Raw genomic sequence first — 15,206 nt, 5'->3', positions numbered from 1 at the left:
GAATTTTATTTGCATTAAGGACGAGGTTAAAGAAAAGGTGCAATGAGGAATAAAATATATTCAATGTTTAACAATTACTTATCGTTACTAAAGTTCTGTATGGCCTGTATTGCTGGCGCGACTTATTGAAATGATAACCATTCTCATATTAGCATGTGCCGTATTGATCAACTCTCCTGAACCTGGCTATGCCCTCTTCTTCCGCCATCGCCTCTCCGCTAACGCTTGCCTCGCTCTATAGCGATCATCATGGTTGGCTGAAAAAATGGCTTACCTGTAAGCTGCAATCCGCTTATGACGCCGACGACGTAGCGCAGGATACCTTTGTCCGAATTATGGCCAACGAGTCGCTGCTGACGATTCGCGATCCAAAATCCTTTCTCTGCACGATTGCTAAACGGGTGATGATCGACCTGTTCCGCCGTAACGCCCTGGAGCGTGCATGGTTAGACATGCTTTCGCAGCTTCCCCCAGAGCTCTCTCCCTCACCGGAGCTACGGCAGAGCCAGCTCGAACTGTTACAGCAGATTGATGCCATGTTGGACGGGCTTAACGCAAAAGTCCGGGAAGCGTTTTTGCTCTCGCAGCTTGAAGGGCTGACCTATGCCGAAATCGCCAGCCGCCTGGCGGTTTCCGTAAGCTCGGTTAAGAAATATATCGCGAAAGCCACCGAGCACTGTCTACTGTTTCGACTGGAGAATGGCCTGTGAAACCGACGCTGAGCGAATCTCGTCGTCAGGCGCTGCGCTCCGCCTCGCACTGGTACGCGGTGCTCAGCGATGGATGCGTGAGTCCGCAGCAGGAGGCCCGCTGGCAGCAGTGGTATGAGCAAAACAAAGAAAATCAGTGGGCCTGGCAGCAGGTAGAAAACCTGCGACAGCAGATGGGGCAACTGCCGGGCGGCCTGGCCAGCCGTGCCCTTAACGATAGCCGACTGGCGCGTCGCCACGTACTGAAGGGTCTGATGCTTTTGCTGGTCATCGGAGGCAGCTGGCGGCTCTGGGATTCCGAACTGGCGGAGGGCCTGGGCGCCGACTATCGTACGGCGAAAGAAATACCTCGCCAGCAGCAGCTTGCCGACGGTTCGCTCCTAACGCTGAATAGCGAAAGTGCCGCCGACGTCCGTTTTGACAGACGACAGCGCATGGTTCATTTACGCTACGGCGAAATCGCCATCAGGACCGCTCACGACAGCCTGCAGCGTCCTTTCCGCGTGCAAACGCGGGAAGGCACGCTCACCGCGCTCGGTACCGAATTCACCGTCCGTCAGTTTGCCGGCGGCACCCGGCTGGCGGTACAGCAGCATGCCGTGGAGGTGGTTTTACCATCCGGCAGCGTCCAAATCGTCAACGCCGGGGAAAGCCTGTGGTTTACCCGCAATCGCTTCTTCGCCCTGGTTAAGTTCAACGACGGCGAGGATAGCTGGATCAGAGGCGTGCTGACCTTCCGCGACGCCCCGCTAAGCGAGGTGGTCGAAACCCTCGCCCGCTATCGCTCCGGGGTGTTGCGCTGCGATCCCGCGGTGGCCGAATTACGCCTGAGCGGCACCTTTCCGCTGGAGGATCCTGACGCCATTCTGAAGGTTATTGCGCAAACGCTGCCGATTTCATTACGGTTTGTCACTCGCTACTGGGTGACGCTCGTTCCAGCCTGAGAAGAAAAATCGAAAAAATTCTCATTATCTATTGTCCCTTTTCCCGGCTCGTTCGACTTATTAGATGAATATAACCATAAACGTTCGTGGAGAAGAGATGACGCCTTTACGCGTTTTACGCACACCGATGCCTCTGGTAATAGCAATCCGTTTAACGCTGCTGCCGCTAGCAGGGCTGGCTGCCGCGCCGATATACGCCGCCGTGCAGTATGACATCGCCGCCGGGGGATTAGACAACGCCCTGAACCAATATGCCGCCCGCAGCGGTATCACGCTTTCCGCCGACGCCAGCCTGACGCGCGGCAAGCATAGCCCGGGCCTGCACGGCAGCTTCGAAACCGAAGAGGGGTTACGCAGGCTGCTGAACGGCAGCGGATTACGGCTAAAGCCGCTGGGCAAGAATGCCTGGACCCTGGAGCCCGCTCCTGACAGTTCAGACTCCACCCTCACCGTCGTCGGGGACTGGCTTGGCGACGCGCGCGAGAATGATGTCTTTGAACACGCCGGCGCCCGCGACGTTATCCGTCGGGAGGATTTCGCCAAAACCGGAGCCGCCACGATACGCGAAGTGCTGAACCGGATCCCCGGCGTCAACGCGCCGGAAAATACCGGTACCGGCAGTCACGATCTGGCAATGAACTTCGGTATTCGTGGCCTCAACCCGCGGCTTGCCAGCCGTTCCACGGTGCTGATGGACGGTATCCCGGTTCCCTTTGCCCCCTACGGCCAGCCGCAGCTTTCGCTGGCGCCGGTCTCGGTCGGCAATATGGACGCCATCGATGTCGTGCGCGGCGGCGGCGCGGTGCGCTACGGGCCGCAGAGCGTCGGCGGCGTGGTGAACTTCGTCACCCGCGCAATCCCCGAGGATTTGGGCATTCAGGGCGGCATGGAAGGGCAGCTCAGCCCCACCTCTTCACAAAACAACCCGAAAGAGACGCATAACCTCGCGATCGGCGGCACGGCGGACAACGGTTTCGGCTCCGCCCTGCTTTACTCAGGCACCCGGGGCAGCGACTGGCGCGAACACAGCGCCACGCGGATTGATGATGTGATGCTGAAAAGCAAATACGCGCCTAACGAAGTCCATACCTTTAACAGCCTGCTGCAATACTATGACGGAGAAGCCGATATGCCCGGCGGCCTCTCCCGCGCCGACTACAACGCCGACCGCTGGCAGTCCACGCGTCCTTATGACCGTTTTTGGGGGCGCCGCCAGCTCGCCAGCCTCGGCTACCAGTACCAGCCGGATGCGCAGCATAAATTTAATATTCAGGGGTTCTATACCCATACCCTGCGCAGCGGCTATCTGGAACAGGGTAAGCGCATTACCCTCTCCCCGCGCGAATATTGGGTCCGCGGCATCGAACCGCGCTACAGCCAAAGCTTTATGATCGGCCCATCCGCCCACGAGGTCGGCGTCGGCTATCGCTACGTCAACGAATCGACCCACGAGATGCGTTACTACACCGCAACCACCAGCGGCGAGCTGCCCAGCACCGCCAGCCCCTACGATCGCGATACCCGTTCCGGTACCGAAGCCCACGCCTGGTATATCGACGATCGCGTGGATATTGGCAACTGGACGATTACGCCAGGAATGCGCTTTGAGCACATTGAGTCTTATCAGGACAATAATCTGCTGGGCACCCGCGAACGGGTCAGCTATAACGCTCCGCTCCCGGCGCTGAATGTTCTTTATCACCTCACCGACAGCTGGAATCTTTATGCCAACACAGAAGGCTCATTCGGCACCGTACAGTACAGCCAGATTGGCAAAGCTGTACAAAGCGGCAATGTGGAACCAGAAAAAGCGCGTACCTGGGAAGTCGGCACCCGCTACGACGACGGCGCGCTGACCGCCGAAATGGGGCTGTTCCTGATTAACTTCAACAATCAGTACGATTCCAACCAGACCAATGACACGGTTACCGCCCGCGGTAAAACGCGTCATAGCGGCCTGGAAGCGCAAACCCGTTACGCCCTCGGCGAACTCTCACCCGCGCTTGATAATCTCTCGGTCTACGCCAGCTATGCGTACGTTAATGCTGAAATCCGCGAGAAAGGCGACACCTACGGTAACCAGGTTCCTTTCTCGCCGAAGCACAAAGGCACCCTTGGCGTCGATTACAGCCCCGGCAGCTGGACGTTTAACCTTAACGGCGACTTCCAGTCCAGCCAGTTTGCCGATAACGCCAATACCGTTGCCGAAAGCGCCGATGGCAGCACCGGTCGTATTCCCGGCTATATGCTGTGGGGCGCCCGCGTGGCCTATGACTTTGGCCCACAAATGGCCAATCTCAACCTCGCGCTGGGGGTGAAAAACATCTTCGACCATGCGTATTACACCCGCTCATACGACGATAACAACAAAGGGCTTTACGTCGGTCAGCCGCGCACGCTGTACCTGCAAGGATCAATGAAGTTCTGATTGATCGAGCGTTGCCGGACAGCGCTATTCGCGCCCTGTCCGGCAAGCTGGAGGAAAATCATGTTTAGCCTTGTTCGTCAGTGCATTTTAGCCCGCTGTTTGCCGCCACCGTACAGGATGAGCGCGGTCGCTTTACGCTTGATAAAACGCCGCAGCGCATCGTGGTGCTTGAACTCTCCTTTGTTGACGCGCTGGCGGCGGTCGACGTTAGCCCAACAGGCATGGCCGATGACAACGATCCGTCGCGTATTCTGGCGGACGTACGCGCACGTCTGAAGCCCTGGCAGTCGGTGGGCACCCGTGCCCAGCCCTCGCTCGAGGCCATCCGCGCGCTGCATCCCGATCCGATCGTCGCCGATAGCGGTCGCCATGCCGGAATCTACGCCGCCGAGCGTATTGCCAGCGACATGGTTAAAATCGTCCATCACCGGGCGGTAGATATCACGCCATGAAACCGTTCCGGCACGCTTTTTTTATCTGGTGATGGCCGCTGCTGGCACAGGATAACCCGCTGGTGCTACTTGATGAACCAACAACCTGGCTGGATATTAATTATCAGGTGGAGCTGATGAAGCTGATGCGCGAGCTACAGACGATGGGCAAAACCGTGTTCACCGTACTGCACGATCTGAATCAGGCCAGCCGCTACTGCGACCATCTGGTGGTGCTTGAAGGGGGACAGGTGCAGGCTCAGGGCCTGGCGGAAACGGTACTGACGCCGGAGATGCTGCGGGAGATTTTTCACCTGGAAGCGGAGATTCACCCGGAGCCGGTGTCCCAGCGCCCAATGTGCGTGGTGAAATAACCCGGGTAAGGCGTACTGCGCCCTACCCGACGTTAATCAGTAAGTGTGGAAATATTGCTGAATCACCTGCGGATTTTTCGTTTGCGTCAGCGCGGTCATCAGCAAAATGCGCGCTTTTGCCGGATTGAGAGAATCGGCCACCAGTCCCGGCTGGCCGCCATCTACCGGCACCACGCCGCTGCCGGTACGCGAGGCGCGAACCACCACGATGCCGGCTTTTTCCGCTTTTTCAATTCCTGCCGCACTGCGTACGGAGACCGACCCCGCGCCGGTACCTGCGTAAATAATCCCGTCAGCATGGTGAGCGATCGCCGCGTCATACATATATTCAGGGTCATCCTGGTAGCCATAAATAATGACCACTTTCGGCAGCGCATTCAGGTTACGGACGTCGAAAACCGAACGCACGGTGTGAATTTTGTCCACGCGGGTTTCGAACTGCGGCTTACCGCTGACGATCACGCCGAGGTAGCCCTCTTCCGGCGCCCGGAAGGTATCCAGCGTCGTGGCGTTGGTTTTAGTGACAAAACGCGCTGCCCCGATGCGATCGTTAAGGACCACCATCACCCCACGACCTTTCGCTTCCGGGTCAGCCGCCACGGTCACCGCTTCCAGCAGATTCATCGGGCCGTCGGCGCTGATGGCCGTTGCCGGGCGCATTGCCGCCGTGAAGACCACCGGCTTATTGCTTTTTACCGTCAGGTTGAGGAAATAAGGCGTCTCGTCGAGGGTATCGGTACCGTGGGTAATGACTACGCCGTCGACATCCTCGCGGGCCAGCAGTTCATTGACGCGTTTGGCCAGCTTGAGAATAATATCGCTGGTCATATTTTCGCTACCGATATTGGCAACCTGCTCACCGTCAACGCGGGCGACTTTACTCATTTCAGGTACGGCGTTAATCAGCGTCTGTACGCCAATCGCACCGGCTTTATACCCGGTTGTCTGGGTGTTGCTGGCCGCCGAACCGGCAATGGTTCCTCCGGTTGCCAGGATCACAATATGCGGCAGACGCGTGTCGCTGAACGCGAAAGCACTTATCGACAGTAACGCAATGGTCAGTAATGCTCTAAAATTCATAATTACCTATCCCCAAATAGATTTTAATCAAATTCGCCCGGTGATAATGCAAAGGGCTTGCCAGGATTTAATGTATTTTGCCGGGCAAAAGTGGTTAACTATCGGACAAAAAAGGATTTTTATTTCGCCAGGAGCGCGACATTGGTGCACAGATGCGCTAAAAACGGGCATCATAAAATGCAAAATCAGAAACAACTCATGCAATCTGTTCTGTCTTGATGGCATCGCGAGTAACCAAATAAGCCATAACGACGCGGGTAACCCGAGAGAGAAAAACGATGCCTATCGCCTTAAAATCAGCATTGATGCTAACAACCCGCGTCATACAAATCATTAATCCTGAACTGCAGCTGCATATGCAGCGAACGGCGCTGATCGCACTGGAGCTGGCGCAGGCATCAGGGCTTTCGCGCCCGCAGCAGCAAACGGTCTTTTGCGCCGCGCTGCTGCACGATATTGGCGTTCTGGGTGACAAAAGGGCTTTCTCCTCGCTGAACGCTATCGATAATCTCAATGACCCCCATCAGCATCGGGGAGCAGAAATGCTGGCCGGATTAACCACCCTGGCCCCAATCCTGCCGATTATTCGCGATCATCATTTTAGCCCACACCACAGGGGCAGCCTCGAACAGCATATCGTCTATTTTGCCGATGTTTTTGAGCGCCTGCTGGCCGGTGATAAAGGCGGTTCGGCTTATCAAACCGATATTATTATTACGCAATTTCGTACGCTCTATCAGGCGATCGACCCGTCGCTGTGTCAAACCTTGTGCCAGCTCGCACAAAAAGAGCATTTCTGGCTGCATCTTAATCCTGGACATATTCAGCGAATGCTGGAAATTATCGGCCCAATTAACGATGTCTATATGGGTATTGATGGCCTGAAAGATATCTGTCTGTTAATCGCCAACATTGTCGATACCTACAGTAGCTTTACCGCCAGCCATAGTCTGAAGGTTGGACAAATTTCGCGCGCCCTTGCCGCCTGGATGAATCAGCCGGAGCTGGAGTGCCGGAAGATTGAAATTGCCGGCTATTTGCACGATATCGGTAAAGTCTACATACCGCTGGCCATCCTCGAGAAACAGGGCGAGCTCAATGACGAAGAGCTGCTGCAGGTTCGGGAACACAGCTATATGACCGGCGAAATTCTTAGCGCATTTAGCGAACTCGGCGATATCGTGAACTGGGCGGCCAACCATCATGAAAAACTGGATGGCAGCGGTTATCCTCTGCATCTGAGTGGCGATTACCTGCAGCTGGCAGATCGCATCATCGCCATCGCGGATATTTTCACCGCTCTTACCGAAGACCGCCCTTATCGCCCCGGAATGAGCCGTCAGCAAGCGTTACGGCTGATTGAGTGTGATGTGACAAACGGCGCGCTGGATAAAGACGTTTACCGCGTTTTACATCAGCATGCCGAAGCGCTGCACGCTATTATTACTCACACGCTGCCCTCTTAATTTGCCGGCTCTCTGCTGGTGAAGCCGGAGCGCAGCGACAAAAAATATAATTAATTCATCTGCACGCAAGGATATATCCGGTGAGAATCGCCACCATGACCAATTGGGCCTACGGGATCACCGTCGCCCTGACCCTCGCCTCAGGCATGGCAATGCTGATGGCCTCAAGTGCGGATAATGCTGAACGCCGCGCCGTCGAACAACGTCAGGTGTTCGACCAGTTGAGTGAAGAAGTCGAAAGCGGCGCCTGGGAGCTTTCCGATCTGGCGCGGCTCTATATCATCCAAAAAAATCAGGATGTGCTACGCGAATACCGGCAGCAGGCGCAGACCATTGCCGCCATTGAACACCGGCTGGTTAAACTCAAAGATAATGGCGCAACCGCTGAAGAACTGGCGCTGCTGCGGGAGGGTTTACAGATTGCCGATGAACTCCAGGATGAGCAGCAGGCGGCGCTGGCGCAGGTTGCCCGGGGGGAAGAAAAAGCGGCGGTAAGCCTGCTTTACGGCGCGGCCTACGAACAGGAGCTTGAGCGGGTACAAACTCAGCTTGACCACTTTCGCCTGCTGCTCGAAGGCCGGGTGAATAAAATCATCGCTCAGGCCACGGAGAAATCACGTATCTGGCGTACGCTCTCTGAAGTCATGGTTGGCCTCACCGCCCTGATGTTTCTGTTTGTGCTGGGATTTATCCTTAAGCGGCGGGTGCTCTATCCCGTCGTCCGTCTGAGCGATGTGGTACAGCGGCTGGCATCGCAGGATTATGCGGTCGAGACGCCGCAGTTCACCCAGATAGATGAAATTGGCGATATGGCCCAGGCGATTCGTATCTTTCGCGAGAACGGGCTGGCGCGGCAGCGGCTGGAACAAGAGCGCGATGCCGACTGGGCCGTCCGCGAGCTGCTGGCGCGGATGACCCAGCGTCTGCAGGGCTGCGAATCATTCGAGGATGTGATCAAGGTGGCCGAGCGCTTTGCCCCCAGCATCGCCCCGCAGATCCCCGGCCGACTCTATATCCTCGACACCGATCCCTGGCAGATGCGCTGCGTTGCGCAGTGGCTTTCTCCGCCGCAGGAAACGGATGTCTTTCATCCCGATAATTGCTGGGCCGTTCGGCGCGGACTGAGTCATCCTCCGGTTAACGGCGAGCCGGATATCGCCTGTTACCACCTGACGGAACCACAGGCCAATCAGTCGCTATGCGTGCCGCTGATTGCGCAAGGAGAAGCGATTGGCCTGCTCTCCTTCAGCAACGTCACCGCCGCAACCGCGCCTTCCCGCGCCTATCTTGAACTGATGGCCGAAGCGCTGGGTCTGGCGCTGGCGAATCAACGTTTACGCAACGCGCTGCTGGAAAAGGCGCTGTTCGATTCATTAACCGGCCTGCGCAACCGTCACCATCTGGATGATGCTCTGCATACTCAAATGAATCTGGCGGTTCGCAACGGTACGCCGCTGAGCTGCCTGATGATCGATATCGATCACTTCAAGGCAATTAACGATAATTACGGCCACGAAGCGGGCGATCTGGTCATTAAAAACGTCGCCGCAATTATACAGCGTGCGGTGCGTGATATCGGGATGGCCTTCCGCTACGGAGGCGAAGAGTTCCTGGTGCTGCTGGGCGGAACCCATGAAGAGGCGGCAATGGCCTGCGCGACCGAGATCTATCACAGCGTTCAGCGTCTGACTTTACGCTATGGCCTTGCTGAGATTGGTCAGATCAACGTCTCCATCGGCATCGCCAGCTACCCGCAGCATACGCATAGCGACAGCCTGCTGCGCGCGGCAGACGCTGCGCTCTACCGGGCAAAAGAGTTGGGCCGGTCAAGAATTGTGAGCTTTGGGATGTTGAAGGCGGATTGAGTCGATATTCGCACCGTTATGTAAAAGGAGCCGTGCGCTCCTTTTGCCCAGTGCAATCATCAGGACAGCGTAGCAAACTTTGGCGCGCCGGATTTTCTATCCTCTTGAAAAGTAAGCCGCTTGATCCAGGGCAAAGTCATAACTCCGTCATTGAGTAAAATTCATCGCCTGATTTGAACAAGGCTATGTCGTTTTCATGTTTTTAAGGTTTACGCTGTTCTACCTACTTTTTATCCCCTTGCAGACTTTTGCGCTTAATTACTCTTCAACCTTTTTAAGGCTCAATTGCCCGCAGAGAGGCCTCGTGGAAGTTATTTTGCATGTTTACGATCATACCCAGGAAAAATGGCAGAATAATTTTGAGACCGGCGCAGGGCACAAGCGCTCAGGCGATATGGAACTGATCCCCTTTGCCAACGGGGATATTCTCTTCCACTCGGTGTCAACAGATGCATTTAGCTATCTCTACAGCGGCGAAGAGAAGCTTTACCGCTGTTTAAAATTGGATGAAAGACCGCTATACCCTTCCTTTTAACCCTGCGTAGGCGACGCGATCCAACCCGGACGTAGTCCGCAGAGTAAAAAAAACGGGAACCCATCGGCTCCCGTTTTGTTTAACCCAAAATCTGGATTACATGTTGGCGATAATTGCGTCGCCAAACTCTGAACATTTCAGCAGCTTAGCGCCTTCCATCAGACGTTCAAAGTCATAGGTCACGGTCTTGGCGGCGATTGCGCCTTCGGTGCCTTTAACGATTAAGTCTGCGGCTTCGAACCACTGCATGTGGCGCAGCATTACATTACCAATGAAAAAGTAACCGCATGATAATTATACGTTATTTGTGATTTTAATTATCCACCACCCTCCATCACTCACACGCAGTAACTAATTGATTATCATAGTTATACGCCTCGTTTTGGGGAAGGTAGGTGAGAGAAATTGATTCCAATCATTGCAGAAAAAAATATAATAATTTACAGTCTCTACTGCCATACAATAACCCAAAGATCTTAATACCATGAAAATAAAGAATGATCGTATGTATGCAAGTTTATTGTCTTATAAAAATTTAAAACTCGAAAGCGAAGGTAGAGAACTGAGATCTATTACAGAGTTTTATTTATATTCTGACAGTCGATTTACGAATGATGTAAATGACAATTCAGTATACTGTTTCCTGAATATGCTTCCACGACAGTCAAGACATCCATCGGTTGAGCCGTCGATCACTGTTCGTGTCAGATGGCACAGCGATATTAATGAAATGATTTTTGCAGGCACCAAGAGTTACACAAAAGACTTTCATGGCGGATGGTATAACGATGAAATAGCAGCTCTTTCAAGTTTATTACTCGGTGTTAGATTTCATGCCAGCTCCTTTACTCGTCATATTGATTACTCCACTGGTGAATTTGGGTACCCTCAAGCTGATCATTCTCTGCCACCATCCTTATCATTTAAAAATAGCATTCCAATCGTTCCAAGCGCTTCAAAACAAATAGATATTGGCATTCTTAAGAATCTTAATAAATCACATTTAATCATTGAGAAAAACTTTAACTATCTAATAAAATCAGCTAGGAGTTATCAGAATGCTTTATGGATTTGCGAGTCATCGCCAAACATGGGCTGGCTGCTACTTGTATCTGCTCTAGAATGCGCTGCTGATCAATGGGCAAAATCAAAATCATCAAGGGAGGAACGATTTAAGCAAGCTAAACCTGATTTATATGAACAATTGGATACCAATGAACTTAGGCATTTAATTCCTATTATTGCTAAAGAATTTTCCACCTCATTTGGTGCTACAAAGAAATTTATAGATTTTTGCACACATTTCCTGCCAGATGAACCGGAAATACGACCAAAAACAGGCAAAATTGATTGGGACATCGAATCATTGTCGGTTATTTTTAAAAAAATTTATGATTACCGCTCGAAGGCGTTACATGGAGGACAGCCATTCCCTGAACCCATGTGCTCTCATCCTGAAGCCTGGGATGGATACGCAGAACGTGCAAGCCCTTGCTCAACCTTAGGTGGAACATGGTTAGCTGATGATGTCCCCATAAACTTGAATACATTCAATTATATGGTTCATTCTATCTTAAACAAATGGTGGCTATCTTTATTACCTAGCTAAATCCCCATTATGGGGGTCGGGGGTCGGGGGGCGGAGGTTCAAATCCTCTCGTGCCGACCAAAAACCCATGATAAACCAGCCTCTTATAGCTGGTTTTTGTGCCTGTTTGTCGTACGGGGAGTTAATGGGGTGAAATAGGGAAGACCCCAGATCAATAACTACCTATCCGGGAGTATTTTTATCCCCAAGAAATGCTCAATTTTCTGTCTTCTATACCTTCAGTCTGACTACTGGAGGTAACCATGTGTGGACGCTTTGCTCAATCACAAACGCGAGAAGAATACCTAACTTATCTTTCTGAAGAAGCTGAACGGAATTTCGCCTTTTACCCTGAACCGATCAGGTGCTACAACGTCGCGCCAGGTACACGCGTACTGCTGCTGAGCGAGCGCAATGAAGAACTGCAACTCGCTCCGGTCCACTGGGGATACGCGCCCGAGTGGTGGGATAAACCTGCACTTATAAATGCTCGTGTAGAAACTGCGGCAACAAGCCGAATGTTTAAGCCCCTCTGGCAACATGGGCGTGCGATTTGTTTTGCTGATGGCTGGTTTGAGTGGAAGCGTGAAGGTGACAAGAAACAGCCCTACTTCATCCACAGGAAAGACGGCAAGCCCATCTTCATAGCGGCGATCGGTAGTGTACCTTTCGAACGCGGGGATGAAGCTGAGGGATTTTTGATAGTGACGACTGCTGCCGATCTTGGTTTGGCAGAAATTCAGACCGTCGGCCACTCGCCCTTGTTCCGGAAGCAGCGAGGGAATGGATGAGACAGGATGTAGGGGGAAAGGAAGCCAGCGAGATTGCCTCCGACGGCTCGGTTTCAGCGGACCATTTTACCTGGCATCTTGTTTCTCACGCCGTCGGCAACGTGAAGAATCAGGGGGCGGAATTAATAGAAAGGTTAATATAAATATTACCCCATGTCATTTAACTAATTTTAATGTCACACATGACATTAATACTATGCATTTGATAGCGATACGATATTTTATATCTATTTTTTTTCGACATCAAAATAGTCCGGAACCCGTTTGTGTTTTAATCTTACTCTCTCGTAAAGATGATCGAATTCATTTTTATTACTTTCAAATCGTTCAAAAAAACCACTTATTCGAGTGGCGCATCGACGTTTTTCATTAATATTTTGAATCGTTATCATTCGCTTTATGCAGGCAAAGGCTAAAACATAACTATTTTTCATTTCACTATAACACTCATTAATTTCATTGTTGAGGTTTAAAATATCCTGATCAACATTCCAGCCAAGCTTAGAAAGGTTATCCAAATTACTTTCTATTGTCGCCGGTGAATTTTGCACATCATGAAAAATAGACAATGCCTTGTCACACTCATCCACAGTAATAGAGACACTGCAATCATCATCAATTAAATCAAAATATATAACATTGTAACTCACTAGATTTCCAGCATTATCTATTTTTTCTTTAAGTAATGGGTAATCATCAAGAATTACTTTTCTGGCTAGAGAGAATGCATCCTCATGCATTCTCTGACTTATCCATTCTGGTGCTTTTTTATACGCCGAGTATGCTACAACTAGAGTTCCAAATGTGCTAATCGAACTTAACCAATCAGGAAAGTTCTTTATCTCATATAGAATACTGCCAACACCCATCGCATAAGCAATAATTAAACAACAAAATAACAAAAGCATTATTGAAATCACCAAAATCACATGGTTATATATTTTTAGTCCCATTTCCCTAGCCACATGTCGTTTAATTTATTGAGCGCACACTTTTATATCAGGGTTGAGAATTGAAGTATCCATGTGCACACCCTGCTCGTTACCCATTAACGTCATTTAACTTATCACCTCACATGTAGCAAGTCACTGAATCTCGTTGTGTACCGCGGAGATAACATGTCCCGCTTCATCTGCCAACCGGCCTGTATCCCCTGCCCGGCAAAATACAGGGCCCCCCTTCCATTTTTGGCATTGAGATGATCCAAGACCGCCATCAACTTTTCACTGTTTTGCCGCAGAGCGTTGTCATCGAACAGATTTAGCTGAGCCACGCCCTGGCTGTAGAAATCCCCCAGCATCACGCCTGCTTTCTGGTATCTATGCCCATCTTTCCAGACAGCGTCCAGGCACCTAGTCGCCGCGGCGATTATATCCCGGCTGTCCTGGGTAGGGGTCAGCAGTTTGACCGATGCGCTGTTGCCGTAATACGGCTCGTTCAGCGCAAACGGGCTTGTTTTGACGAATGCTGAGATAAACCGGCAATATTGATGCTCGCCACGGAGCTTTTCCGCAGCGCGCGTTGCATAACTGCATATTGCCTGTCGCATCTCGTGGTATTCCGTGATACGCCCACCGAACGAACGGCTGCACACGATTTCCTGTTTTACCGGCGCGAACTCCTCCAACCCAAGACAAGGCTCACCGCGCAACTCCCGCACAGTTCTTTCCAGCACGACGTTAAAATGCTTGCGGATAAAACGAATATCCGTGTCGGCTAACTTGAGCACCGTGTCTATCCCCATATACTCCAGCTTTTTACTAATACGGCGCCCTACCCCCCAGACCTCTTCCACCGGCAGCAAAGACATCAGCTTCCTCTGTCGTTCCAGATTCGACAAATCAACCACGCCTCCGGTCTGCCGCTGCCACTGTTTCGCTGCATGGTTGGCCAGCTTTGCCAGCGTTTTTGTCTGGGCTATGCCGACGCCAACAGTGAGGTGTGTCCTGCGCAGAACCGTCTCGCGAATTTCCCGGCCAAAGTCAGTCAGGTCTCGGCAATTTCTGACACCAGCCAGATCGCAAAATGCCTCATCGATACTGTAAATTTCGCAGCGCGGGGATAGTTCTTCAAGCGTAGTCATCACACGATTGGACATATCGGCATAGAGCTCATAGTTGCTACTAAACGCGATAATGCCGTGCCGGCGGAACACATCTTTTTGCTTGAAATATGGCTCACCCATTTTGACGAAGGGCTTCGCCTCAGCAGACCTGGCAATTACACACCCATCATTATTAGAAAGGACTACCACCGGCCGCCCTTTCAGATCTGGCCTGAATACAGTTTCGCACGATGCGTAAAATGAGTTCACATCACAGAGTGCGAACATAGTCAGCCTGCAGATTTGATGATGTAGGTTACGACACCGAACACATCGAGAGTATCCTCGCTACCGACGACTATCGGCGAATAGGCGTTGTTCATTGGGTTGAGCTGAACCCGCGGATGCAGCTGCAGCTTCTTAACCGTGAATTCCCCATCTACAGCGGCAATAACGATATCGCCATGGACTGCAGTTCGTGAGCTATCCACGACCAGTAAATCCCCCTCGCTAATGCCCGCATCTTTCATGCTGTCGCCAGCAGCTTTGACAAAATATGTCGCTGAGGGATGATTGATTAACAGCTCGTTCAGGTCGATACGCTGCTCAACATAATCCTGCGCGGGGCTCGGAAAACCACACTGAACAAGGTCGCTGTACAACGGGATCAGAACAATTTGGCGTAATTCTGCTGGAGTGTAAAACTTCATGAAATGCTCGCTCATATAAACACTGTTTATATATACAGTAGATTTAACCCAGCCACATATCAATATAGGTTCCAGCTATCAATTCGCGCCATTGACGTAACGCATTGATGTAATGAGTAAGGTAAGTCTTAAAGTGCTTTCAGTGCTGAACTGTTTGATGGTTTTTCGAACAATGCGAGGATAAAATTTTTCAGCTATGGCACTGCCTCCATAGCAAATTGCTCACCTGCGGGCTCTTGC

General features: G+C 51.9%; 11 protein-coding genes and 4 pseudogenes. 10 read left to right on the top strand and 5 right to left on the bottom strand.

Features of this window, described 5'->3' with window-relative positions; genetic code table 11:
* Window positions 1-188: 188 nt before the first annotated feature.
* From fecI to ABLV75_RS15780, 5 genes and pseudogenes are all read left to right on the top strand, one after another.
* Complete coding sequence (fecI, locus tag ABLV75_RS15800) at window positions 189-710, top strand: ferric citrate uptake sigma factor FecI (RefSeq protein WP_004101219.1); 522 nt, start codon at window positions 189-191, stop codon at window positions 708-710.
* Entirely contained in the window at window positions 707-1,654 is a 948-nt protein-coding gene (gene fecR, locus ABLV75_RS15795) for a ferric citrate uptake sigma factor regulator FecR (RefSeq protein WP_004101218.1), read from the top strand. The genes fecI and fecR overlap by 4 nt, the downstream gene beginning before the upstream one ends.
* Before the next feature lie 97 nt (window positions 1,655-1,751).
* Window positions 1,752-4,082, top strand: coding sequence for a TonB-dependent Fe(3+) dicitrate receptor FecA (fecA, locus tag ABLV75_RS15790; RefSeq protein WP_004101216.1), 2,331 nt, complete (start codon window positions 1,752-1,754; stop codon window positions 4,080-4,082).
* Window positions 4,083-4,142: 60 nt separating this feature from the next.
* Window positions 4,143-4,483, top strand: a pseudogene (fecB, locus tag ABLV75_RS15785) (Fe(3+)-dicitrate ABC transporter substrate-binding protein FecB); the annotation flags it as partial.
* An 89-nt stretch (window positions 4,484-4,572) separates the two neighbouring features.
* Window positions 4,573-4,887, top strand: a pseudogene (locus tag ABLV75_RS15780) (ferric citrate ABC transporter ATP-binding protein FecE); the annotation flags it as partial.
* A gap of 36 nt (window positions 4,888-4,923) precedes the next feature.
* Here ABLV75_RS15780 and fraE read toward each other — a convergent pair.
* A complete protein-coding gene (gene fraE / locus ABLV75_RS15775) occupies window positions 4,924-5,967 on the bottom strand; it encodes a fructose-asparagine asparaginase (RefSeq protein ID WP_004101212.1) in 1,044 nt (347 codons plus the stop codon).
* Window positions 5,968-6,245: 278 nt separating this feature from the next.
* Here fraE and ABLV75_RS15770 point away from each other — a divergent pair, with 278 nt between their 5' ends.
* The 3 genes from ABLV75_RS15770 (at window position 6,246) to ABLV75_RS15760 (ending at window position 9,833) form a co-directional block, all read left to right on the top strand.
* The gene (locus ABLV75_RS15770) at window positions 6,246-7,433 is read left to right on the top strand and encodes an HD domain-containing phosphohydrolase (RefSeq protein WP_004101203.1); all 1,188 of its coding nucleotides are present in this window, start codon (window positions 6,246-6,248) and stop codon (window positions 7,431-7,433) included.
* Window positions 7,434-7,513: 80 nt separating this feature from the next.
* A complete protein-coding gene (locus tag ABLV75_RS15765; RefSeq protein ID WP_016808466.1) occupies window positions 7,514-9,298 on the top strand; it encodes a diguanylate cyclase in 1,785 nt (594 codons plus the stop codon).
* Between the two features lie 304 nt (window positions 9,299-9,602).
* Window positions 9,603-9,833, top strand: coding sequence for a hypothetical protein (locus ABLV75_RS15760; protein ID WP_224227017.1), 231 nt, complete (start codon window positions 9,603-9,605; stop codon window positions 9,831-9,833).
* A 96-nt stretch (window positions 9,834-9,929) separates the two neighbouring features.
* Here ABLV75_RS15760 and ABLV75_RS15755 read toward each other — a convergent pair.
* Window positions 9,930-10,097: pseudogene (locus ABLV75_RS15755) on the bottom strand (NADP-dependent isocitrate dehydrogenase); the annotation flags it as partial.
* A 220-nt stretch (window positions 10,098-10,317) separates the two neighbouring features.
* Here ABLV75_RS15755 and ABLV75_RS15750 point away from each other — a divergent pair.
* Together ABLV75_RS15750 and ABLV75_RS15745 are read left to right on the top strand one after the other, a co-directional pair.
* Complete coding sequence (locus tag ABLV75_RS15750; protein WP_311095454.1) at window positions 10,318-11,442, top strand: hypothetical protein; 1,125 nt, start codon at window positions 10,318-10,320, stop codon at window positions 11,440-11,442.
* A gap of 242 nt (window positions 11,443-11,684) precedes the next feature.
* Window positions 11,685-12,355, top strand: a pseudogene (locus ABLV75_RS15745) (SOS response-associated peptidase).
* Between the two features lie 84 nt (window positions 12,356-12,439).
* Here the strand turns inward: ABLV75_RS15745 and ABLV75_RS15740 are convergent.
* The 3 genes from ABLV75_RS15740 to ABLV75_RS15730 all read right to left on the bottom strand — a co-directional run bounded on the left by ABLV75_RS15740 (window position 12,440) and on the right by ABLV75_RS15730 (window position 14,966).
* Entirely contained in the window at window positions 12,440-13,165 is a 726-nt protein-coding gene (locus tag ABLV75_RS15740; RefSeq protein ID WP_311095455.1) for a hypothetical protein, read from the bottom strand.
* Between the two features lie 113 nt (window positions 13,166-13,278).
* Window positions 13,279-14,544: a Y-family DNA polymerase gene (locus ABLV75_RS15735; RefSeq protein ID WP_311095456.1), complete on the bottom strand. Its 1,266-nt coding sequence runs from the start codon at window positions 14,542-14,544 to the stop codon at window positions 13,279-13,281.
* A 2-nt stretch (window positions 14,545-14,546) separates the two neighbouring features.
* Entirely contained in the window at window positions 14,547-14,966 is a 420-nt protein-coding gene (locus ABLV75_RS15730) for a translesion error-prone DNA polymerase V autoproteolytic subunit (RefSeq protein ID WP_064370697.1), read from the bottom strand.
* Between the last annotated feature and the right edge of the window lie 240 nt (window positions 14,967-15,206).

This window comes from Klebsiella sp. CN_Kp066, from assembly GCF_040065135.1.
Taxonomy (GTDB): Bacteria; Pseudomonadota; Gammaproteobacteria; order Enterobacterales; family Enterobacteriaceae; genus Klebsiella; species Klebsiella oxytoca.
Note: the sequence above shows the minus strand (reverse complement) of the source record. Positions and strands in the feature narration are given on the sequence as shown.